Genomic DNA, 23,214 nt, shown 5'->3' on the forward strand with positions numbered 1-23,214 from the left:
TATGAACTCAAAAGTACCTCATTTAGATACACTACGGAGAACCGTATCACAAGTAAATGAGGTTTTTCGATTAAAAAGAATGAAACCTTACCATAAGTGATGGCGAAAAATCGGTTTAAAGATAGGCTTTATGCAAAAAAGGCATTGTTCCGAAGAACAATACCTTTTTTATAAGTTATATAAACATATCCAGGATTAGGACACCAGCAAGTCCAACTAAAGAAATAATCGTTACCATGATAGACCATGTTTTAATGGTTTTTCCAATGGTTAGGTTAAAGTATTCTTTGTAAATCCAGAAGCCTGCGTCATTCACGTGTGAGAAGGTAACACTTCCCGCACCAGCAGCTAGTACCATCAATTCTGGGCTTGCACCAGTTGAAGCGACAAGAGGTGCAGCAATACCAGCGGCTGTCATACCTGCTACTGTTGCAGAACCTACAGCAATCCTTAGGATTGCTGCGATTAGCCAAGTTAGAAGCAGAGGTGAAAGAGTAGAGCCTGCCATAATGTCCGAAATATATTTGTCGATGTGGCTGTCAATGAGAATTTGTTTAAATGCACCGCCAGCAGCAATGATTAACAAGATCATCCCAATTCCGCTAACGGCTTCAGTAAGTGATTGCATAACTTCTGGCATTTTTTTACCTAAATTTAGACCAAAGGTGCTAGAAGGATACTCAGCACGATGTGCGGCAAACTTTTTAAAAGAGAATGAAATTGAAAAACTTTACGAATATGTAAAGATTGGCAGAAAGGGCACTAAAGAAGAAATTATGTCTGCCAATGAAAGTTTCCATAAAGCAAGTAATAATCCTGTCATGATTGATATCATAGATCGGATGCAGGCCATTATTTATCTGTTTAGAAAAACTGTTGTTATCTATAATCGTCCGCATCTTATTGATGAGCATGAAGAAATTTATAAGGCAATCAAGGCAAGAGATGGGGAAAAGGCTGAAATCTTGATGAAAAAACATTTAGAAACTGACTTGAACTTTTATCTGCACGTAATGAGTAAATGAATAGTAGCTTCAGCACACTATTGATGGATCAAGATCATATTTAGATCCGTCGTACATTACAGCGGTGAAACCAGCTCGGATTGCTCGAATAATGATTCTTTTTCATGGGCATGATCAAGATGCAGTGAAACCGGAACTTTTTCCGCTATTGCTTTGATCATAGTAGAAAAACCTTCAACATCTACTGTAGGAAAAAAACGTTCTCCTAGAGCGATAATCACAGGTGTACCTTCCTGCTCGCACACTTGTTAGATTCAATGTGGTGAACCATACCATAAGTAACGATTTTTAAAATCAGAGGAATGATTACCTTCCACTTCTTCTGATATTTTTTGTTTAGCCCATTAAAAAATGAGAGTATTCATTATCAAAACAATAACGTTGTCTAGTTAAGTACTGATAATTGATGTATAGTTTAGTTAATTTTCATATTAAAGGATGGAAAAGTGCAAAATTTTTTACGTTTCCCTATAAATTTTAGGTAAATAAAAATGCATTTTTTTAGAGGTTAGGCATATAATGAAAATAGACCGGTAGTCGGTCTGGCGTGGAGGGCTTTATTTATGAGAATTGTAAAAGGGCATGAAGAGCGGAAAAATGAAATTCTGGATACTGCAGAAAAATTATTTGTTTCTAAAGGGTATATGAAAACCACTGTTAATGATATTTTACGGGAGATAGGTATTGCAAAAGGAACATTTTATCATTATTTCAAATCAAAAGAGGAAGTAATGGATGCTATTATTTTGAGAATTGTAGATGCAGATGTAGCGGCAGCAAGAAAGATTGCCTCAAATCCCGATATTCCTGTTATTGATAAATTGCACCAGATTCTTTTAGCGCAGTCGCCGAAAACTGGAAGCAGCAAAGAAAACATGATTGAACAAATTCATCAGCCAAACAATGCAGAAATGCATCAGAAAAGCTTAGTACAATCTATTCTACATTTAACACCAATATTGACAGATGTAATTAAGCAGGGGATCGATGAAAATATTTTTGTGACAGCATACCCACAGGAAACAATGGAGTTCTTGCTTGCTTCTGCACAAGTAATATTTGATGAAGGACTGTTTCAATGGCAGCCACATGAAGCGATGAAAAGGGCAAAGGCGTTCATCAGCATTATGGAGACTACTCTTGGAGCTAGAAAAGGAAGCTTTGATTATATCCTAGATATCTTGATGGGACAGTCTCCAAATGATGAATAAGTTATGAAGAAAATGTAGAGCAGGTTTATTCATAAGTATGGATATGCTTGTTTCTACACTTATTTTTGGAAGATAATAGACCGACAGTCGGTCTATAAAACTGAGTGGAAGGTGCAAATACTTATGCAAAATAAAGTCAATCGCAAACCTTTTCCTAAAGATTTTTACCTAATGGTACTCGGGCAAATAGTGTCTATCCTAGGTTCTGCCCTATTGCGTTTTGCCTTATCACTCTATGTATTGGATAGTACAGGAAGGGCAGATCTTTTTGCTACATTGTACGCTATATCCAATATACCTATTTTGTTTTCGCCTCTAGGCGGGGCTATCGCTGACAGGTTTAACCGTCGGAATTTAATGGTGATCTTTAATTTTAGCAGTAGCACCATTGTATTCTGCTATTTTTTATTATTATTTTCTGGTACCAATTCCTTAATCCTTATTGGTGTTGTTATGGTTCTGCTGGCGATGATTAGCGCCATGTATTCACCAGCTGTTATGGCGAGCATTCCACTGCTTGTTGCGGAAAACAGACTGGAACAGGCAAATGGTATTGTGAACGGTGTTCAAGCACTGTCAAATGTTACGGCTCCCATTTTAGGAGGTGTATTGTACGGTTTTGTCAGTTTAAAAGCACTTGTTGTAATAAGTGGTATCTTCTTTTGCTTATCTGCAATATTAGAAATGTTTATAAAGATACCATTTATTAAAAGGGAACAGCATAGGCATATTATACCGACAATTGTAAAAGACCTGAAAGCTGGGTTTATCTATGTTGTCAGACAGCCTTTTATCCTAAAATGTATGACGCTTGCGGCGTTGCTCAATCTTATTTTAACACCGTTATTTGTTGTTGGTGTCCCTATCATTTTACGGGTCATAATGCAAAGTAGCGATACGTTATATGGTATCGGGATGGGAATCATCTATTTTGCAACCATTTTAGGTGCATTGTCCATTGGCTTTTTTGCAAAAAAAGTGCACATAAAAAAATTGTATCTTTGGTTTTACATGATGGCTTTATTGATTGTACCAATGGCTTTATCTATTACACCTCTTATACTTGGAATTGGATACTATCTGTCATTCATACTATTTATACTGTGTGCCATTTTTATTGCAATGGCAATGACCATTATTTCTATTTTTGTCATTACTGTTGTGCAAAAGAAAACTCCAAATGAACATTTAGGGAGAGTCATGGCGATTATTACAGCTGTTGCACAATGCATGGCACCAGTAGGTCAGGTCATATACGGTGTTGTATTTAAAGTCTTTAGTATAAGGGTTTACCTTCCTGTGCTAGTTGTAAGTGCCGCGATGATTTTAATGGCAGTTGTAGCAAAGAGGATATGGCAAAATGAGGGGGAAAGTGAATAATATGATTGGAAGAATGCTTAAAAAAGACCTATTACGAAATAGAATTATAACCTTAACCTTGTCCGCTTTCATTATGCTATCGTCCTTATTAATTGCCAGTGCTGTCGGTATTATGGTAGATCTGTTTGTTTCCATGGATAAATTATTTCAAAAATCAAACGCCCCCCATTTTGTACAAATGCACTCCGGAGAAATCGATCAGAGGTTGATTGACAAATTTTCCTTCGACAATGAGCTTGTCAAAGAACAGCAAACCGTTGAGATGATTAATATTGATGGTTCTAATATTTTTCTAAATGAAAGTCAACGTGCGGAAAATGAAAGTGTGATGGATATAAGTTTTGTGAAACAGAACCCTTCTTTTGATTTTTTGCTGAATTTAGAGAACCAGGTTATAAAGGTTTCGCAAGGTGAGATTGGTGTGCCCATCTATTATATGCAACAAAATGATTTGAATATTGGAGATAAGATATGGGTTGCAAATGGTAACTTTAAAAAGGAATTTATGATAAAGGCATTTGTTCGTGATGTTCAGATGAATCCTTCTATTGTCAGTTCCAAACGATTTGTAATAAATGATCAGGATTGGAATATTGTAAAGGCCAATATTGGCGAAAGTGAGTACCTTATTGAATTTCTGTTAACTGACTTAGATAAGATCACAGAATTTGAAAGTATGTATCAGTCAGCGGATTTACCGCAAAAAGGACCTAAAATTACCTATTCCCTTTTTAAGACATTGAATGCTTTGTCTGAAGGCATCGTAGCATTGGTAATTGTTTTAATAAGCCTTTTGCTGATTGCCATAGCTATCCTTTGTATCAGATTTACTATGATGACCACTATGGAGGAAGATTACCGGGAAATTGGTGTAATGAAGGGCATTGGTATCCAAAGCAAGGATATTCAAAAGCTCTACCTGACGAAGTACATTGTCATTGCAGCAGTAGCCAGCATAGGAGGATTTGTTCTTTCCATATTTGTTGGTCATATATTTACTGCTAATATAGCGCTGTATATGGGGACAGCGGAAAAAACTGTTTTGCATTATTTTGTACCATTAATCGGTACGATGGTGGTATTTATAGCAGTTCTTTTTTACTGCCAGCTGGTTCTAAGAAAATTTCGGCGTATTACTGCTATAGAAGCTCTGCGGGCTGGAAGTTCTCTAGATAATCGACAGAGCTGGAGAGTATTCAAGCTTCAAAAAAGCAAATTTCCAAATGTGAATGTATTTCTTGGCATAAAAGATGTGTTTGAACGGTTTAAAGTATATGGATTAGTATGCTTCGTTTTTATTCTTTCCACATTTATTATCATTGTTCCGGTGAATTTTCTCAATACAGTTGAATCTCCCGGGTTTATTACTTATATGGGAGCTGGGAAGAGTGATATACGAATAGATTTACAGCAATCTATGGATGTGGGGCAAAGATTTACTGACATGCAATACTATATTGAAAATGACAGTACAGTAGAGAAATATTCTGCACTCGTAACAAGCACGATTAAGATATTGAATAGTGAAGGCACCTATGAAAATATCAATGTGGAAATTGGAGATTTTACTGTTTTCCCATTGGAATATTTAAAAGGTTCAGCACCAAAGCATAAGAATGACATTGCCCTTTCTTATATGAAAGCAAATGAACTGGAGAAGAATGTAGGAGATGTGTTGGTACTCATAGTAAATGGGCAAAAACAGGAGTTAACCATATGCGGCATATATCAGGATATATCCAATGGTGGAAAAACGGCTAAAGCACTTTTGCCCTATGATTCTAAAAATATCCTTTGGTATGTGGTGAACTTAGATGTGAAAACCGGGGTCGATGTTAACGAAAAAATAGAAGAATATAAGAAAGTATTTTACCCAGCAAAAGTGACGGATATGGATGAATATTTATCACAGACATTAGGGACGACTATCAATCAGCTAAAAGTTGTTACAGTATCTTCCATTGTAATAGCTATCTCAATAGCTGTATTGATTACTGGTATGTTCTTTACCATGTTGATTGCAAAAGACGCTATCCAAATCACTATAATGAAAAGTCTTGGTTTTTCTAACAGAGATATCCAGGTGCAATACATTACCCGTTCACTTTTAGTTCTACTCATCGGAATTGTATTCGGAACGTTTATTGCGGGTACACTTGGGCAAGAGCTAGTTAGTCTATTAGGTTCATTCATGGGTGCTTCAAATATTAAGTTTGTTGTCAATTCATTAGTCTCCTATATTTTATGTCCACTCTTACTCATTATAGCGGTGACGATTACAACACTGATAAATAGTATGGAGATCAAAAAAAGAGGGGATTTCAAAATAAAGGCGGAGTAGGTGATGAATAATGAAAAACATCCTGGAAGTAAAGCATTTAAATAAAACGTATTCAATAGGGAAATTGGAATCACAGCATGTTCTAAAAGATATTAATTTGGAAATCAAAGAGGGAGAATTTGTATCTGTTATGGGACCATCAGGCTCTGGTAAATCCACGCTACTCTATAATATTAGCGGTATGGACAAATTTTCCTCAGGAAGTGTGGTATTTGCTGAAAAAGATATTTCTACTATGTCTGAAGAAGCATTATCAAAATTGCGCTTAAATACAATGGGGTTTATTTTTCAGCAAAGCAATTTATTAAAAAACTTGAATGTTTTCGATAACATCATTCTGTCTGCTTATCTAGCAAAATCTGAAAGTCGGAAAAAAATAAACAAACGAGCAATTGAGTTGATGAGGAAGACAGGAATTGCAGAAATTTCAAATCATGACATAACACAGGCGTCTGGAGGCCAGTTACAAAGGGTATCCATTTGCCGGGCTCTCATCAACAATCCAGATATTATTTTTGGAGATGAACCAACAGGAGCTTTAAACACAAAAGCAACTAATGAAGTCATGGAAATTTTAGCTGACATAAATCAATCCGGAACAACGATTATGTTGGTAACTCATGACGTGAAAGTAGCAGCTAAGACGGAGCGTATACTCTTTATGCTAGATGGTCAAATTGTTTCTGATAAGTATCTTGGGAAGTATGAGAAAGGAGAAAATGACATCAAAATACGAGAAGAAAGGCTCTTAATGTGGCTTTCTCGAATGGGATTTTAGGTATTTAACCCAAGATGGAATTCTTTGGAATATAGACTTTTTATTGTCTCAAGAAAAGAATTGCTTTCTAGTATTAATAAATATATTCAGGAAGAATGGAAAGTCTCTATTTCTCCCCTTTTAGTTTTGGGCTTTATATCGAAAAATGAAATTGATATTGAACTGGTTGAGTTTTTTGAGAAAATACATCAATTTGTTATAGGAAGTAATAAGGGAGGATTATAAAACCTCATTTAGATACGCTACGGTGAACCGTACCATAAATAGTGGTAAAACGTAGAATTGAATAGAAGGTAGATGCTTTAATGCTAAATCTCCAGAGCGATGCTTAAAATACACTTGTCACATGTTGAATGTTGTCCAGTGTTGGTGAGGGAAGCTTGTAGAATGTTGAAGGGGAGAGGTTTGATATCATCCCATGCCTTAGGGGCAGGTAAGTATTATAGGAGTTAATCTTGATGCTGTTAGAAAATATTGTGAAAAAGAGGGTATCTCAAAAGTAATAGCTTTTGAAATGCCCCTTTTAGTTATGGAAAAAAGGAAGCTCGAGCCTCTGACCTCTACGACGTCAGAGGGATTCTAGTTAATAGCCTATGTTAAATAGATAAATTGAAATTAACAAACCCTTCAGTATAGGGGTTTTATACTATAAAAAGAAAATCTAAAATGATCTATATAAAATCATCCTTGGTCTCAAAGCTTACCATCCATTCTAAATAAACCACATAATGCCGGTCTTGCCTCAGTGAGAGATCCAGAAGCTCCACCCCCACACATACTTCAGTATTGCTTCCAAATTGTTACGCTAGCAAACGTTTCACACAAATAGCGTTTAAAAAGGGAATAAAGAAGGAATCGTGGAAGAAATCATTACTTCTGTGGAGATTGCGAAGCAATCGAATCTCAGCCAGTTACCTCAAACCTTAGTTCAAGGAAATTGTGTATTAATATTTGAAGGCCATCCATGTAGTAAAACTTCACCAATAATGATGAAAATGTTTATTTTCATGGGAGTAAGACCTCCTATTAATTGCAGTTTCACTTTATTGGAATTATTATGCCCAATAGTAAGAAAAACATAAAAGTCGGATTTTCTACGATAAGAGAGATATTGGGTGTAAGTGAAGGACCCGATTTAAAATGACGAGACGAAGTGAGCATTTTTGCATTTAAAGGGGAGATTTTTTTAGAGGATGACAAGATTAGGGTGATAATGTCGAATAATCGATATATTTAAATTTTCGCCGATATAATCCCAATATTGCCGATAAAAATCAGGGGACAAATTCCAAATAGGAGATCCGTGTTTAAATTTACGATGAAAAACAGACCAAAATGTAGCCCATACTGAGCTGGCTTCTAGCATTTAGGGGGCTTAGCTGTAACCGCTAAACTAGAGAGAGCACGAAAAAAATAGAAATTTAGCGAAAAAAATGCATGAAATCATTAGAAAAGGATGCCGCCAGAGAATTGCTCATCCTTCAAAACGGAAAAAAAAGCGAAAGAAGAAAAATGTCATTTTTTTCTCCTTTCGCTTATATTTTAAGGACTGATAGGACAGCTCCTTCTTATGAATGAAGGTTTAAATAGGAAGGGTTCCTGGAAATGGTAATTTAAAATTCTTCAAATGATAAAGGTAATCTATCTCTTCACTTTTCGTCCTACTGTTATCCAATATAGGAATAGGCTGAAAGCGGTAATTAGTACGAGTACGAATAGGACATTACTGTACATAGAAGCATCCGGATTGCTGATGAACCCTAGGAAACTTTGTCGCATTTCGGAATGGTCCATCATTGCTGCTGTATAGGCAATTCCGATCGACATAGCGACATTAAGCGTTAAATTGTAAAATCCAATAGCTGTTCCTGATCTTTCTTTATCAATCGTGCAAATGCAAGAATCAAGCAATGGTGCATACATGAACGCGAATGAACTAGAGAATAAAATCATCGATAGCACGAAAACAACAATAGAAGTTTGTATAAAGAATCCGCCTAATAATAAGCTAATGATAATACATGACATGGCGATTGTAATACATTGTCTGCTTCCCATAACCTTCGCAATTTTTCCGGAAAGAGCTCCGACCGTAGCAGCTGATACATATGCTGGGATCAATAATAGCGAAATAGTATCGAGCCTCAAGCCGTAAAGCTTTTCAAGCAAAAACGGAAATAAGAAAATATAGGCTAACTGTACAGAGTAAATAACAAAAGCGACTCCAAGCAAGGAAATAAACTGCTTATTTTGAAAGAATGTTATTCCGATAAAGGCTTTAGAGTTCTTACTAATATATACAAGGAACAAGACAACGGTAACAATAAACAAGAGAAGATACATCCAATTGAAATCGGTAATATACAATAGTAGAGATGCTGCAATGACACCAACTAGAAACAATCCGATTACATCCACATTACTGTTTTTCCCCTCTTCCTTAGGAAGATATTTTAAAATATATGGAAGAGTGATAAGAGTAACTAAAGGAACTAAGAAAAGAGTTGTCCAATGTAAATATGTGGAGATATATCCACCTGTTAATGACCCTATAACAAGTGAAAGGGCAAAACTACTTGTACTTAATCCTAAAAATTTCTTTTGTTCATTTGCGGGTAAATATTTTGTTACAAATATAATATATAAGGTTTCGGCTGATGCCAAACCAGCAGTTTGGATAATTCGTGAGATAACAACCATTAAGAACGAGTGTTGAAAAATATACCCCATGACTGAACCGACACATATTAGAATAATTCCGACACTTAAAAGTCTTCTTATACTAATAGAATCCGCCAATGCTGCATAAACTACTGCCCCAATTCCAATCACAAGGCCGGCTAAAGTTGCCTGCCAGCTAACCGTAGTTGCCGAAATATGAAAATCCTTTGCCATATCAACAGAAATAATTTTAAACGAATTATCAATTACTAAACATAGTAGAAATAACAATAACATAACAGGTACAGCTTTTTTGACATTATATTCTTTCGTTTCCTTCTTGCTAGAATTGTCAAATATTGTAGTCATAACTAATGTATCTCCCCTTTTATTATTCAGGAAATCGTCTTCCTGAGTCATGATAGTCTGATTTCTAATCAAATGCCTGACTTATATGTTGTCATTACTTAAGCTAGTTCCAAGGCAATTTCCATCATATTTGTAAAAGCTAATTGTCTTTCTTCTGGTGTGGTTTGTTCATTTCTAATAATATGATCACTTACCGTTAAAATCGTAAGAGCATTAACTCCCGCGTAGGCTGCATTCATATAAAGACCGGCAGTCTCCATTTCCGCACATAGAATCCCCATTTTCCGCCATTTTTCCATAGCTGTTTCATCTGCATTATAAAAAATATCGCTAGTAAGGACATTTCCGACATGTACTGGTAATCCTTTTTGATCAGCTGTTTTTTTCGCTTTTTCCAATAATGCAAAGGAGGCAATATTGGAATATTGTCCTGGAAGATTATATTGATGAACATAATTAGAATCAGTAGAAGCTCCCATGGCAAAAACGATATCATACAGATTCATATGGTCCTGAAGGGCACCACATGTACCAATGCGAATTAAATTCTTCACACCGAATACATGAATGAGTTCCCATGAATAGAGACTCATGCTCGGCATGCCCATACCTGTTCCCATAACAGATATTTTCTTGCCTCTATAAGTTCCTGTATACCCGAGCATATTACGAACGGAATTGAATTGAACTGCGTCTTCTAAATAGGTTTCAACAATAAACTTTGCTCTTAATGGATCCCCTGGTAAAAGGATGGTTTCAGCAATCTCTACTCCATTTGGCTTGATATGCGGGGTTTCCTTTTGTTTAAATGTCATTTTGTTTTCTCCTTCTCAATAATGTTTAATGGGAGTATTTACATAATTAAGGAAAAATATTTACCCTTGTTTCCGCTTTCATTTTATTTTGTGATATTGTTCACAAAATAACGTAGTTGTATAGTTGTATAAATACTTGTATACATTAGAACAAAAAAAGAATATCACACATTTCATTTGCTTACAATCCATCATTTTATGGAAATCCGTTCTTTCATAATAAAAAAGCATTGTATTTCAAACGAAATACAATGCTTTAAATTTAAAATGACTGCTTATTTATTCAATTATTTGAATCTGTTAATCTTAATTTGACTAAATTCTGTTGGAATATAGTATTTATTATAAACCACGGGGTATTTATCACTAATATATACACTTTCTAAAATCAGTTCACATTCCTCGCCACAGAAAATTTGATATTTTAATGACGGAGTATTGACAGAATTAGAACGTTTGATTTCAATAGTAGAGGAATTGGCCAGTTCATATACTTTCTTCTCTAACATTTCTAATAATTGCTTTTCGTTTTGTAAATCAAGATTTAACTTGGAAACATCTTCTATTGGTAGCATGGTAAAAGCATAAGCTACTACTCTATCATTACTTTTATACCAGCGTTCCACCGCAACAACTGCAGTCATTTCGCGATTTAGTACTTGCATAGCATAGTCTGTTACTAAGTCAATCCGGAAATTAAGTTCGATATTATCTATTTTTCCAGTATAACACTTATATAAGGGATTCCCTAATTTTTCTAATCCATCGATACTTTCATTGTGATGAAATTTTGTAATGAAATTTCCTTTTCCATGGATATTCTTAACTAATCCATCTTCCTGCAAGAGTGCTAGAGCATGTCGCAATGTCATTCGGCTGACACCAAATATTTTAGCTAATTCAGGCTCTGATGGAAGCTGGCTGTCAGGAGGAAACGTTCCATCCATTATTAGTCTATACAATTGGTCATATACAATGACAAATAACGGTTTTTTTGATTTATAGAGTTCATGAAGTTTATTGTTCATTCTTATACACCTATTGTTTTTCAAATTCATTGCTACTCGTTTTAGCAGATTGTATCCTTTGTTCCATTTTAACTTACTTTCATTTAAAGATAAAAATTCAAAATCGCTATTTAACTAGTTTAGGAATATCTAATAGAAATCGCTTTCATTAGTGAAGTTAAGTATACACCATTTGTATTTAAACGCAAGGTGAAAAAATATATAAACTCACCCTAATCATGGTTTTTTAATTTTGTAAAATAACTTCTTTTAACGTTTGACTCCTTCGAGATCAACACTATTTTTTTTAATACCAAAAAATATTTTGAAACAAAGACCTCCAAAATTAATAACAGACTTTAAAAGATTTTCCTCCTACACCGTAGGTCATCTTTTAGCAGCATAGGCTCTTTTTATTAAACTGTCCATAGTATGGGGTACAGTTCATCGTCAATAGGGCGATCTTTTTCTTAGGTAGTTTTTTCTTGAGATCATATTTGGTAAGTAAATCTTTAATAAAAATTCAAACGAATATTTAAAGTTTATTTAGATACACCACGGAGAACCGTACCATAAGTAAATGAGGTTTTTATGTAAGACACGTATATAAATAATATGTATAAGGATACTTCACTTAAACTCATAAGGAAGTTCGACAAGTAAAGAATCCGGATTGGATTTACTTCTAGATAAACACATTCCATGTCTGTGGAGTGTGTTTTTGGCCATTTAATCGCTTCATTAATGGATTGCCATAAATAACAGGGTGAAAAAAATAAAAAAGTGGTTACAATGGTTAAAGAATTATACGGAAATGAATACGTACAAATTTATATGTAAATGATTTTACTATAAATGATATGATGATCTAGTGTGTTCAGCATGGTTACCTCGCGAAATGATGGTATATTATTTTGGGTGCGATAATAAATTTTGATAGGATGACAAGATGAAAAAGGATGTCGCTTTAACGGTAAAGGGCAAGTTTGTAAATAAATATAAAAGTGGTTATCCGCTCATATCAAAGGAAGCCATAATTAATTTGAACGAAGGTACTGAAGAAGGAACCATTATCCGTCTCGTTGATGAAAAAAATAAGTTTATAGTAAAAGGCTATTTTGGAAAACAAAACAAAGGTTACGGCTGGATCCTTAGTAGAAACGAGAATGAACAGATCGACCAAAGATTTTTTGTGAACAAATTGAAAGATGCGATTAACTTTAGAGAGCCGTTTTTTAATAGCCCGGATACCAATGCCTTTAGAATAGTAAATGGAGAAGGCGATGGTTTAGGCGGATTAACCATAGAGTATTTTGATGGCTACTATTTAATCAACTGGTATAGCAAAGGAATTTACCGCTTTCGGGAGTATATTATAAATGCTTTGAAAGAATTGGTTGAGTTTAAAGCAATTTATCAAAAGAAGAGATTTGATGTCAGTGGGAAATATATTGAAGAAGATGATTTCGTAATGGGGGAAAGAGGAACCTTCCCGATTATCGTAAAAGAAAATGGAGTAAACTTCGCTGTTTACTTAAATGAAAGTGCGATGGTTGGTGTATTTTTAGATCAAAGAGATGTAAGAAAAAGAATCCGGGATGCTTATGCGGAAGGAAAGAACGTACTGAACACCTTTTCCTACACAGGCGCGTTTTCAGTATTTGCTGCCGTAGGAGGCGCAGTTAAAACGACAAGTGTGGATTTAGCAAATAGAAGCTTAAACAAGACCATTGAGCAGTTTAGTTTGAACGGGCTAGATTATGACTCACAGGATATCATCGTTGAAGACGTGTTCAATTACTTTAAGTATGCGGTGAAGAAGCAGCTAACGTTTGATATGGTTATACTGGATCCCCCAAGCTTCGCAAGGTCAAAGAAGATGGTATTCAGCGCTGAAAAGGACTATAAAAATCTTTTAAAGGAAGCTATTTCCATAACAGAGGATGAAGGGATTATCGTTGCGTCCACTAATTCTAGCTCTTTTAATATGAATAAATTTAAAAGTTTTATTGATCAGGCATTTAGAGAAACAAACAGAAAGTATCAGCTAGTTGAGGAATTTTCCCTTCCGAAAGACTTTAAAACAATAAAAGAATTCCCAGAGGGCAGCTATCTTAAGGTTGTGTTTATAAAGAAATTGCTGTAAAAGAGAAAATGATATCAATCCAGAAAAGCATAGGAATGGCATAACGATTGGTCATTCCTATGCTTTTCAGCAGCGCCTGTTTACCATTCACACCATTACTATTTGCCATTTACGTCCTCTAAAGGAAAGGCACATCCAGCTGTCCAACAAAATGCTGGAATGTTTATTTTGACATGATCAAAGCTATACCTGACGGATATATCTAAGATTAGAAAGGTGTTAATAGAAAATGAAGTTTATCAAATCTCAAATGAAAAAGCTGATCAAAGACAATGAGGAATTGCAAATGCGTTTAAAAGAGCTGATGGAAGAACACAAGCTTGAGAAAAACTTTGCCCTCAAGGCTTTGTACCATACAGAGGTTGCTGAGGGCGGGAAGTACCAACTAGCATACCAAGCACTTGACTTGCCCAAAGGGTAGGTCATTTTTTATTAATTCATACTAAGTTCATCGGGTGAAAGATAATAACCTCACTTAGATTCAATACGGGAAACCATATCATAAATAGAATCAGTTTTATACAGGTACACAAAACGTACTATTAAATAGTAAAAAAGTAGAGCATGAGTCCAACCGGTTCCATATACATAAGAAACTCCATATCAATAGTTACTAATTCATTAAAAATGACTAAGGATGATTTATTCCTTAGTCATTTTTTATTATGGCAAGGGGCCTTCTGCTTAAAAATTTCCTTCAAAATGTGATTGTAATCCTGATTTGATTTTTTTAAGTGTTGTACGATGAATTCAGTTGAGAAACACTTTCAGTAAATCAGGAGGAGAATATAAATGAATAAAGTGATGTTAGCAAAGGATACCTATTGGGTAGGAAAAATTGACGATAGAGAAGTGCCATTTCATAGATTAATTTTAGCAAAAGGAACCACCTATAATGCCTACTTGCTAAAGACAGAAAAGCCAACAGTTATTGATACGGTGGACATGGAGTTTGGGAGAGAATTTGTAGAGTATTTAAGCAAATTAATCGACCCAAAAGAAATCCAATATATCGTCATTAATCATACGGAACCAGACCATTCAGGCGGTTTAGCAGCTTTAGCGGGGAGAGCGCCTAATGCAACCATTGTCTGTACAGAACCTGCAGTATATGAACTAAAAGAAATGTACAAGCTTCACGGAAGAAATTTCCTTGTTGTGAAAGACGGAGATACATTAGATATCGGTGGGAAAACCTTGAAGTTCAAAGAAACTCCCTATCTTCATACAGAAGAAACAATGATTACTTATTGTATAGAAGATAAAATTCTATTCCCTTGTGATATCTTTAGCACTCATGTGGCCCATAACACGTTTTTCGCAGATGAAGCAGGCTTTGATATTACAGAAGACTTTATTGGGTACTATAATGCGATCATTCATCCGCATAGAAGATATGTAAGAACATTAATCGATGCATTACAAGATCTAGATATTCAAATGATTGCCCCATCCCATGGCTTTATATTACGGGAAAACATCCAAAAGTATATTGATTTATATGAAACAATGAGTGCCGATACGATTGATAATAAAAAAGTTACGATCGTGTATACAACGATTAGGAATAGTACGAAAAAGGTAGCAGACAATTTAAAGAAGATTTTTGAAGAAAATAATATCCAAGTATCTGTTTTCAATGCGGATAAGTCAGATAAAAATGAAATCCTCCAAAGTATTAAGGAAGCAGACGCTGTGTTCATTGGAAGTTCTACTAAATATGCTGATATGATTGGCAATCTTGAGGATGTACTTAAAGATATGAAAGAGATGGACCTTGAAGGGAAAATTGGTGCTGCCTTTGGTTCATATGGCTGGAGCGGAGAAGCGATCGAAGTCATCCAAGATTACTTAAATGAGACAAATATGGATGTTCAAAGTACATCGCATGTAATTAAAACAACTGGCATGACTCATGTGGAATTCCCTGTGAGAGTGAGGTTCGCTCCTAAAGGGGATCAATTAAAAAAAATTGAGCATTCTGCGATATACGTAGCTGATTTACTTCTAAGTGCACTTTAATAACTCAATAAGCGGGTGAAGGAATGAATAAGAATTATTGCATCATTGGAACAGGTGTTGCGGCGGTAAATGCAGCGAAAGCAATAAGAGATCATGATAAGGAAGCCAACATACTTTTATTTGGGGCTGAAAAATCCTTACCCTATAACAGAATAAAATTATCAAAGGAATTATTTTCAGACTTAAGCAGTGAGAAGGTTTTGATTAAAAAGGAAAAGTGGTATCAGGCCAATAATATTCAAATCATCCCTCATACAAAGATAGAGAACATTGATTCAGAAAATCACACCATCATTACATTAACGGGTGAAATCATTAGTTATCACAAATTACTTATTTGCACTGGGGCTAAGAACAAGAAGCTTCCCATACCTGGGGCAGATAAAGAAGGTGTCTTTACTATTAGAGAAATGCAGGAGGCAGAAGACATCAAGGCATTTGTAAAGGATAAAATGAGTATTGTCAATGTTGGCGGAGGCATTCAAGGATTAGAAACATCTTGGTCCCTCTATCAGGCTGGTAAAAAAGTTTCGATCGTGGAAGCTGCTCCAAGATTAATGGCTAGACAGCTAGATGAAAAGATGAGCACTTTACTAAAGAATAAAATTGAACAAGCAGGGATAGATATCTACTTAAATAGCTCTATTAAGGAGATTAAGGGTGAAAATCAAGTAGAAGGTATCATCATTGATGATCAAACGATTCCATGTAATAGTGTCATCTACTCAATCGGCGTCACTCCAAACATTGACTTAGTAGAGAATACGTCAATCCATACTAATAGGGGAATTGTTATAAACGAAAAAATGAAACGAATGTTGAGGATGTTTATGCCGCTGGCGATGTAACGGAACTAAACGGTGAAGTAGAAGGTCTATGGAATCGAGCTATAGATCAAGGAAAAGTTGCTGGTAAGAATATGGCGTCTACTTCTGGAATTTATCAGAAGGCAACTCCGTTTACTGTATTTAACGCATTTAATCTCGCTCTGTTTTCAATGGGAGTAATCGATGAAAGCCATTGTGATGCAACGATCACTGAAGGGGAGGGAGATGACAAATATACTAGATTGTTTATTAATGATAATAAAATCGTAGGTGTTATTTCCCTTGAGGGCGTAATGGCCGCAACAAAGTATAAAACAGCTATTGAAAGCCAAGTATCATTAGTTGGTTTGGATATAAATAATATGACAATAAGAGATTTATTTAATGAAATAAAAGAAAGACTTGCAATAACAGCTTAAAATCTAGGAGGCCTATTTAATAATGAAAAAATATATTTGTTTACCATGTGGTTATATATATGATCCAGCTGTTGGAGACCCCGATGAAGGAGTTGAACCAGGAACAGCCTTTCAGGATTTACCAGAGGATTGGTTGTGCCCTGTTTGTGGCGAAGACAAAGATAAATTTGCTGATCTAGAAGAATAAGAACTAAAGAATAATAGAGAGAAAGATTAATTACTAAGTTCTTTCAATTATTTACTTCACCACAGCTTTTTGGGCTGTGGTTCTTTCGTATAAACGGATGTGATTTACCACACAATATCCCCTTTTAAGCTGTGGTATGGTTTTACCATTGATAATTATTATCAATGGTAAAACCAGCGGCGGGAGGCTGTTACATCAACCACCTCTGTAGGTAATTGTGTTGTTGAAAAATAAAAACAAATAATTTTTTATGAGGTGATCGTATGAAGGAACATAATTGTAACCATGATACTCATAAAATTAAAGAGCCTTGTCCAAAAAATGTCCCCATATTTGGGGGACTATCTAATGAAGAAATCCTCAAAGTTTCTAAAATGACAAGGCATATCCAATACAAAAAGGGACAAATGCTTCTGCACGAGGGAGAGAAGTCAGATAAATTATTTATTGTAAGGAAAGGACAAGTAAAAGTATCTAAATTTACAATGAATGGGAAAGAGCAGATTTTATATATTTTAACAAGCGGTGAATTTTTTGGAGAACTGCATCTTTTTAATAGTGATGAATTCAATAATTTTAGTGTTTATGCTATTGAAGATACAGAGATTTGCCTATTAACTAAAAATGATCTTGATTATATAATGAAGGAAAATCCAGAAATTTCATTAAAGATTTTAAAAGCTGTGATAAAACGGTTGGCACATACAGAAAACTTGGCACAGACCTTAGCAACTAAAGATCCTGAAGTAAGAATTGCACATCTGATTTTGGAATTCTGCCAAAAGTTTGGAAAAGAGAAAGATGAGGGAATTCTTATTGAATTACCCATTACACGAGAAGAAGTGGCAAGTTATGTAGGTGTTACAAGGGAAAGGATAAGCCGAAAATTTAGTAAGTTTGAGAATTTAGGTCTAATATCTTTATCTGGTAATAAACAGCTTTTTGTTAGAAATCAGTTAGCTTTAAGAGAATATATACAGTAGGCCCTAAAATAAGAACGTTGTGTACTTTTGAAGTGTTTTGCAATGCTTTTTTTATCAAAAAGAAGTGGAGGATATGTATCAATATCGTGATTCGATATTTTTTCTTATTGTTACTTTCAAAGAAAACCGCATCATGAATAGAGGCGGTTTATTCTTAAATAAAGCGGATGGTTATACGGAGTTTTTGAAAACTCGGGTATGATTTTTCCGTGCTTCTTGTCTCCCATAGCCCACTAGTTACTTCTTAAATAATAGTTTTTGGAGTCCTCAAGGTTTAATTGAACAATAGGAATTTCACTACCTGCCAAAATTGAAACCTTCTCAACCTAAAAAGAAAAGAAAGACAGATTTGTTTTCTAGCATATGTTGATCATAGGAGGGGAAACAAAATGAAGAAATTAAAATATTGGGGAGCGGCTGCGGTAATTGGGTTGCTGATTGGTGTAGTATCTCGGTGGGCAACAACCGAGATGAAAGACCGAAAGGACTCGCTGAACAAACCTGATGCGTTTATGTACAAGGATAACGGCATACTTTATTGGTTCGAACTAACAAGCCGAAGAGGAAAAGTGGAAGGCCAACTTCATCAACAGAAAATCATAGAAGAAATCGGGGAAGTACCGTTTATTAAAGAAAAAAAGTACCCTTTGAATGGGGACACAACGGAAAAAGGATATGAATTTAAGGTAAATAGTGGTGGGAAAATGATGACGTTTGACGCTTGGTTTTCTGGGGGGAATCTTTTAGTACAAGAACAAGGGAAGAAAGACAACAAATTATTCAGAGCTGTTGACCAAGAAGAACTCGATCAATATGTAAAAGCGATACAACAAGAGTTGGAAAGTGCCATCTATCATTCGGAAGAAAAAGAAAAAAGCCGTATAAGAAAATTTTTCTCTGAGCTTGATAGTGTTTACGGATATCTTTACTTCGAGGAGAACGAGCCGTTCCAGCTGTTCCTAACAGTTGATGAGTCTACTCTCGAAGGCGACGTCTCAGGTTCTCTACTTATGATGACTGACACGGGGGATAAAAACAAACCGTACGAAGAAACCAAATATGAGGTGGTCGGAATAACAGACGGACTTATGTTGGAGTTATTCACCACCGTGGACGGAAGGAAAACCAAGGTGAAAGGGAATTTTCATGGGGATGCAACTGAATTTGACCTGTCGTTTTGGACGACTGACCAAAAACTGCCGTTTCATGCTGTAACGGAAGAAGAATTTAAACAGAGTTATGAGGAATTTAAAACGAAGGCACAAAAATAGACAATGACAAACAAAATGAAGTCGTTCGACACTTTATTTTAATCGACTACAAGCCAATATATGATCTATTTACAAAGAAAGGAATGATTTAATTAATCATTTCTGAGTTTGTCTGAGAAATCCATTAACGGATTTCTTTTTGGAATGGGCTGACGTTATTGATTATTTACGTCTCAATATCGCAAATCTGGACAAGCAAAAATATTTCTCTCTTTCTATAATTTACGTTAGGGGGAGAAGCAATGCATCTATTGCATCTATTAATGAAAAAGGATTCATTTAAAGTTTATATTTATACATGCTTTTTTTCAGAGTTATTTTTTGCGTTTATATTCACTGTGAATTTGTTATATCATGTCAAAATAGTGAAGCTTGATTCACTGCAACTTGTATTAGTTGGAAGTGTCTTGGAGTTAGTAGTTTTCCTTTTTGAAATTCCCACGGGACTGGTTTCGGATGTGAAAAGCCGGAAGCTTTCAGTCATCATTGGTTACTTTTTAATTGGAACTGGTTTTTTAATTGAAGGAAGTTTTCCGTATTTTGCAGCTGTTATATTGTCCCAGGTGGCATGGGGAATCGGATATACATTTACTAGTGGTGCTCATCAAGCTTGGATTGCCGATGAGATTGGAGAAGAGCGAGCTTCATTAGCATTAGTCAGTGGTGCGAAGGCTGGTAATTTTGGCAAAGTCATAGCGATTCCTTTAAGTATTTTGACAGGTTATTTCATGATTAGTCTCCCAATTATAATCGGGGGAATATGCATGAATGCATTAGCCATTTTTTTAATATTCTTTATGAAAGAGGAGAATTTTCAACCAGCCGCTAAGGGAGAAGCATCATCAAGGAAGATCATGCAGAGTAATATTAAGGGAATTGTCCATTATACCAAGGCTAGTTCTTTAATGCGGCTTCTTTTCCTTATTGCATTGATTTTTGGATTATATAGTGAAGGTTTCGATCGTTTGTGGATTTCCCACTTCATGGAGGAAACTCATCTATCTTCATTGACAGAGGGAAACTTAGTAGCAATCATGGGAGGCATTCAATTTGTCGTGGTGCTTTTTTCTTTTGCAGCACTCTATTTTATTAGTCGAAGTTCCCTACATCAGCAGCTCAGGCGTATTTATGTAGCCTTGTTTATCGGAAGTTTCCTTATTATCACTTCATTAATAGGTTTTGCTTTATCTCATCATATCATCGGTTTGTTGGCTTTTTATATTATCATTCAAGTTTCGAGATCGGTCATGTCTCCATTAGAGGATATTTGGCTGAATAAAATTATCCCAGATTCCTCCACACGCGCTACGTTTTTTTCAGTAAAAGGTCAAGTAGATGCCATTGGTCAGATAAGTGGTGGGCCCGTGATTGGTCTGATTGCATCCTCCTATACGATCAAAACAGCCATTACAGCGAGTGCGATTCTTTTAACGCCTGTTCTTTTCTTATATATTCTCATCTTGAAAAAATTTCGAGGGTGATGCTTTCACCCTCTTTCTTTTATTGGAATGTGGATTTCCATAAATATTTTTTCAAAATCCCAGTAATGGCAGTGTTCGTCATAGTATTCAAAGTCAAAACATGCTTCGTCCACTTCGTATGATGATTGGGGGAACCAATCCTCCAGGATATATCTCCAAGTCCCTTCAATGGAATAAGCGAATTGGTCGACCTCAACAAGTGGGGTTCTAAATACGGCATAGGTAGCATCAGGAATCTGAAAGGTGGTCAATCCTTCAGGAAGGGAAATGTCTCCGTCATAGTCTACAGCAAACAAATAGTTGAATTTGCCTTCATCATGGGCGCTGCTCAAATTGATACAATATTCCCCGTGTTTTTTCGGAGATAATGATTTATAGAGAAATCTTTCAACGGATCCATCTGTTAATCCCTCTTGCTTCCAATAGGCTGGTGCATCTCTTGTATAAATGACGTTTTCCCTATTAAATTCAAATAGTTTACCAGCAACGGAAAAGGCACGTCTTTTCATAATCTTTGGCTGCATGACAATGCCACCAGTACTTTTTTGATGAAGGCTCATTAAATCTAATTTTTGTGGCAACGATTTTGGACAATGCTGCTTATACAGGCTGGGTGGGCTTCCAAAACATTTCTTAAAGGCTTTTGTGAAACCAGAATGCGTTTCGAACCCGTAATCCAGAGCAATTGGAAGAATCTTTTTGCCGTTCACTAATTCATGCAAAGCAAACTGGAGTTTTCTTTTTAAGACATAATCCATCACGGTATAACCGGTATGCTTATAAAAAATTCTGGAAAAGTGATAGGGGGAATACCCAACCAATTTTGCCAGTTTCTCAGAATCCATTTCATCTTTGATATGTTCCTCTATGTAATCAATTACTTTCTGCAGTAAAACGATTTGCTGGATTGGACTCACCACTTCCATCTCATTTATTGTGTCAGTTGCATGTAGGACACAAAAATCTTACTCCAGAATTCATTATCCAAAACATAATAACACACGATTAACAATAATGGTAAAATTATACTAAGGTGGTATAAGTACAAAAATTACGCTGCCTCTTTAGGATTGCTGCCCATCTCCTATGCGGCGACGTCCTTGTTCTTAAATCTTTATGTTGAAATCCAGCATATCATGGTCTGTTGGTTCAGCTACACTATTCTGCATTGTCGCATCATTGTTTATGAATAAGCAGCTTCGTTCTTTTCACTAGCGAGATAAGGGATGTGTAAAAATGGACACAATCATAGAATTACAGAATGTAACCAAAACATTCAAAAACAAATCCGTCCTGGAGAGGGTGTCCCTCTCGATTCCATTTAACCAGGTTACGGCTCGTTTACGTCGTTCGTGCTGTTTTTTGTGATGGGCTGGGTCCGATAATTATTTTACACGCGGAGGACGAAGGACAAAAACAAATTACCATTATGCATGCCAAAAATAAAAGAGCGTATTACCTCGCACTCGTGATAAATTGTGCCTTGGCCGGTCTGATCCTGAGCATGGCAGCTGTGGCTTACCCTATCGTTTTTCATGCCTTTACGCCTATGTTACATACCGTCCATATTGTGATCGGGTTTTTGGCTCATTTTAGTCTTGCCATCCTTTCAATTGCGCTGTCCTTATTTTTCACGAGGGAGCTCGTAAAAAGCAATGCAACTCGTGGTGGGGCGTTATCAGTATTCTTTATTGTTTCCTTAGTTATAGCAGTGACGAAAGCAGAGATTCTAAAAATAAAGCTATTAAACTGGCTTCTGCCGCCACTGCATTACTCCCTGGAAATCATGAGTGTTGGCGATCAGATTACCTCCATCCCTGCACAAGTTTACAGGCAGTTTGGCTGGTTCTTTATCTACAGCTTAATTTTGATTGCGATATTTATAGCCGTCGTCCAAAAAAGGCGGATACGCTAAATTGGGAACAGCGATGGAAATCTATTCAGTTAACATTCAGAAAAAGGAGGTATTAACATAAATAAATATATCTGTATTTTTGCGGTACTATTCTTGATTACCTTAGAGTTATCTGGTTGCAGCCTAGAATCAGCTGAAGATGTAATGCCTATCGACCAAATTAGTGATGAAAAGGTTATAGAGGGCTTTGTTAAAAAAAATAAAGGAGGAAACTACTTAATTATTTGTGATCCTAATTTAAATTTAGAAAACATAATGAATTTATCGATACAAGAATTAATAGATAAGTATAGTGAAGTATATATATTTTCGACTAATAAAGAAGAGTACAGAAGACTATTAAAGAGAGCGTAAAATATCTTGTGTAAATGAAAAA

Annotated in this window: 21 protein-coding genes and 2 pseudogenes; 16 read left to right on the forward strand and 7 right to left on the reverse strand. The window is 35.7% G+C overall.

Features of this window, described 5'->3' with window-relative positions:
* Positions 1-175: 175 nt before the first annotated feature.
* Positions 176-667: pseudogene (locus D1970_RS06790) on the reverse strand (GntT/GntP/DsdX family permease); the annotation flags it as partial.
* Between D1970_RS06790 and D1970_RS06795 the strand changes: the two are divergent.
* Positions 576-1,025: an FCD domain-containing protein gene (locus D1970_RS06795; protein WP_246370290.1), complete on the forward strand. Its 450-nt coding sequence runs from the start codon at positions 576-578 to the stop codon at positions 1,023-1,025. The pseudogene D1970_RS06790 and the gene D1970_RS06795 overlap by 92 nt on opposite strands.
* Positions 1,026-1,081: 56 nt before the next feature.
* On the opposite strand, the gene D1970_RS06800 is transcribed toward D1970_RS06795, so the two are convergent.
* Complete coding sequence (locus tag D1970_RS06800; RefSeq protein WP_259339588.1) at positions 1,082-1,246, reverse strand: class II fructose-bisphosphate aldolase; 165 nt, start codon at positions 1,244-1,246, stop codon at positions 1,082-1,084.
* A 342-nt stretch (positions 1,247-1,588) separates the two neighbouring features.
* Here D1970_RS06800 and D1970_RS06805 point away from each other — a divergent pair, with 342 nt between their 5' ends.
* The 5 genes from D1970_RS06805 to D1970_RS06825 all read left to right on the forward strand — a co-directional run bounded on the left by D1970_RS06805 (position 1,589) and on the right by D1970_RS06825 (position 6,960).
* Positions 1,589-2,236, forward strand: coding sequence for a TetR/AcrR family transcriptional regulator (locus D1970_RS06805; protein ID WP_119112135.1), 648 nt, complete (start codon positions 1,589-1,591; stop codon positions 2,234-2,236).
* A gap of 123 nt (positions 2,237-2,359) precedes the next feature.
* Entirely contained in the window at positions 2,360-3,616 is a 1,257-nt protein-coding gene (locus D1970_RS06810; protein ID WP_119112136.1) for an MFS transporter, read from the forward strand.
* Between the two features lies 1 nt (position 3,617).
* The gene (locus D1970_RS06815) at positions 3,618-5,957 is read left to right on the forward strand and encodes an ABC transporter permease (protein ID WP_119112137.1); all 2,340 of its coding nucleotides are present in this window, start codon (positions 3,618-3,620) and stop codon (positions 5,955-5,957) included.
* Positions 5,958-5,967: 10 nt separating this feature from the next.
* Positions 5,968-6,735 (forward strand): ABC transporter ATP-binding protein, encoded by a 768-nt coding sequence (locus D1970_RS06820; RefSeq protein WP_119112138.1) that lies wholly within the window; start codon positions 5,968-5,970, stop codon positions 6,733-6,735.
* Positions 6,736-6,759: 24 nt separating this feature from the next.
* Entirely contained in the window at positions 6,760-6,960 is a 201-nt protein-coding gene (locus D1970_RS06825; protein ID WP_119112139.1) for a hypothetical protein, read from the forward strand.
* Positions 6,961-8,376: 1,416 nt separating this feature from the next.
* Here D1970_RS06825 and D1970_RS06830 read toward each other — a convergent pair.
* From D1970_RS06830 to D1970_RS06840, 3 genes are all read right to left on the reverse strand, one after another.
* Positions 8,377-9,765 (reverse strand): MFS transporter, encoded by a 1,389-nt coding sequence (locus D1970_RS06830; protein WP_119112140.1) that lies wholly within the window; start codon positions 9,763-9,765, stop codon positions 8,377-8,379.
* Positions 9,766-9,863: 98 nt separating this feature from the next.
* A complete protein-coding gene (gene deoD / locus D1970_RS06835; protein ID WP_119112141.1) occupies positions 9,864-10,580 on the reverse strand; it encodes a purine-nucleoside phosphorylase in 717 nt (238 codons plus the stop codon).
* A gap of 287 nt (positions 10,581-10,867) precedes the next feature.
* Positions 10,868-11,608 (reverse strand): GntR family transcriptional regulator, encoded by a 741-nt coding sequence (locus D1970_RS06840; protein ID WP_119112142.1) that lies wholly within the window; start codon positions 11,606-11,608, stop codon positions 10,868-10,870.
* A 928-nt stretch (positions 11,609-12,536) separates the two neighbouring features.
* Here D1970_RS06840 and D1970_RS06845 point away from each other — a divergent pair.
* Entirely contained in the window at positions 12,537-13,733 is a 1,197-nt protein-coding gene (locus D1970_RS06845; RefSeq protein WP_119112143.1) for a class I SAM-dependent rRNA methyltransferase, read from the forward strand.
* On the opposite strand, the gene D1970_RS22830 is transcribed toward D1970_RS06845, so the two are convergent.
* The gene (locus D1970_RS22830; protein WP_259339589.1) at positions 13,714-13,842 is read right to left on the reverse strand and encodes a hypothetical protein; all 129 of its coding nucleotides are present in this window, start codon (positions 13,840-13,842) and stop codon (positions 13,714-13,716) included. The genes D1970_RS06845 and D1970_RS22830 overlap by 20 nt on opposite strands.
* Positions 13,843-13,962: 120 nt before the next feature.
* Between D1970_RS22830 and D1970_RS06850 the strand changes: the two genes are divergently transcribed.
* From D1970_RS06850 to D1970_RS06880, 7 genes and pseudogenes are all read left to right on the forward strand, one after another.
* On the forward strand, positions 13,963-14,154 hold the full coding sequence (locus D1970_RS06850; RefSeq protein WP_119112144.1) for a hypothetical protein: 192 nt from the start codon (positions 13,963-13,965) through the stop codon (positions 14,152-14,154).
* 371 nt (positions 14,155-14,525) lie between these two features.
* On the forward strand, positions 14,526-15,755 hold the full coding sequence (locus tag D1970_RS06855; RefSeq protein ID WP_119112145.1) for an FprA family A-type flavoprotein: 1,230 nt from the start codon (positions 14,526-14,528) through the stop codon (positions 15,753-15,755).
* 23 nt (positions 15,756-15,778) lie between these two features.
* Positions 15,779-17,001: pseudogene (locus D1970_RS06860) on the forward strand (NAD(P)/FAD-dependent oxidoreductase).
* Positions 17,002-17,023: 22 nt separating this feature from the next.
* On the forward strand, positions 17,024-17,188 hold the full coding sequence (gene rd, locus D1970_RS06865; protein ID WP_119112146.1) for a rubredoxin: 165 nt from the start codon (positions 17,024-17,026) through the stop codon (positions 17,186-17,188).
* A 263-nt stretch (positions 17,189-17,451) separates the two neighbouring features.
* Positions 17,452-18,171, forward strand: a complete 720-nt coding sequence (locus D1970_RS06870; RefSeq protein ID WP_119112147.1) for a Crp/Fnr family transcriptional regulator — start codon at positions 17,452-17,454, stop codon at positions 18,169-18,171.
* Between the two features lie 389 nt (positions 18,172-18,560).
* Positions 18,561-19,442, forward strand: a complete 882-nt coding sequence (locus D1970_RS06875) for a hypothetical protein (protein ID WP_119112148.1) — start codon at positions 18,561-18,563, stop codon at positions 19,440-19,442.
* Between the two features lie 242 nt (positions 19,443-19,684).
* The gene (locus D1970_RS06880; protein WP_119112149.1) at positions 19,685-20,923 is read left to right on the forward strand and encodes an MFS transporter; all 1,239 of its coding nucleotides are present in this window, start codon (positions 19,685-19,687) and stop codon (positions 20,921-20,923) included.
* 5 nt (positions 20,924-20,928) lie between these two features.
* Here D1970_RS06880 and D1970_RS06885 read toward each other — a convergent pair whose 3' ends face one another.
* Positions 20,929-21,768: an AraC family transcriptional regulator gene (locus D1970_RS06885; RefSeq protein ID WP_246370289.1), complete on the reverse strand. Its 840-nt coding sequence runs from the start codon at positions 21,766-21,768 to the stop codon at positions 20,929-20,931.
* A gap of 638 nt (positions 21,769-22,406) precedes the next feature.
* On the opposite strand from D1970_RS06885, the gene D1970_RS06890 reads away from it, so the two are divergent.
* Both D1970_RS06890 and D1970_RS06895 read left to right on the forward strand, forming a co-directional pair.
* Complete coding sequence (locus tag D1970_RS06890) at positions 22,407-22,838, forward strand: hypothetical protein (protein ID WP_142920998.1); 432 nt, start codon at positions 22,407-22,409, stop codon at positions 22,836-22,838.
* Between the two features lie 93 nt (positions 22,839-22,931).
* Positions 22,932-23,192: a hypothetical protein gene (locus tag D1970_RS06895; protein ID WP_142920999.1), complete on the forward strand. Its 261-nt coding sequence runs from the start codon at positions 22,932-22,934 to the stop codon at positions 23,190-23,192.
* The last annotated feature ends 22 nt before the right edge of the window (positions 23,193-23,214 follow it).

It is taken from the genome of Mesobacillus zeae (assembly GCF_003570705.1).
In the GTDB taxonomy this organism is placed as follows: domain Bacteria; phylum Bacillota; class Bacilli; order Bacillales; family Cytobacillaceae; genus Mesobacillus_C; species Mesobacillus_C zeae.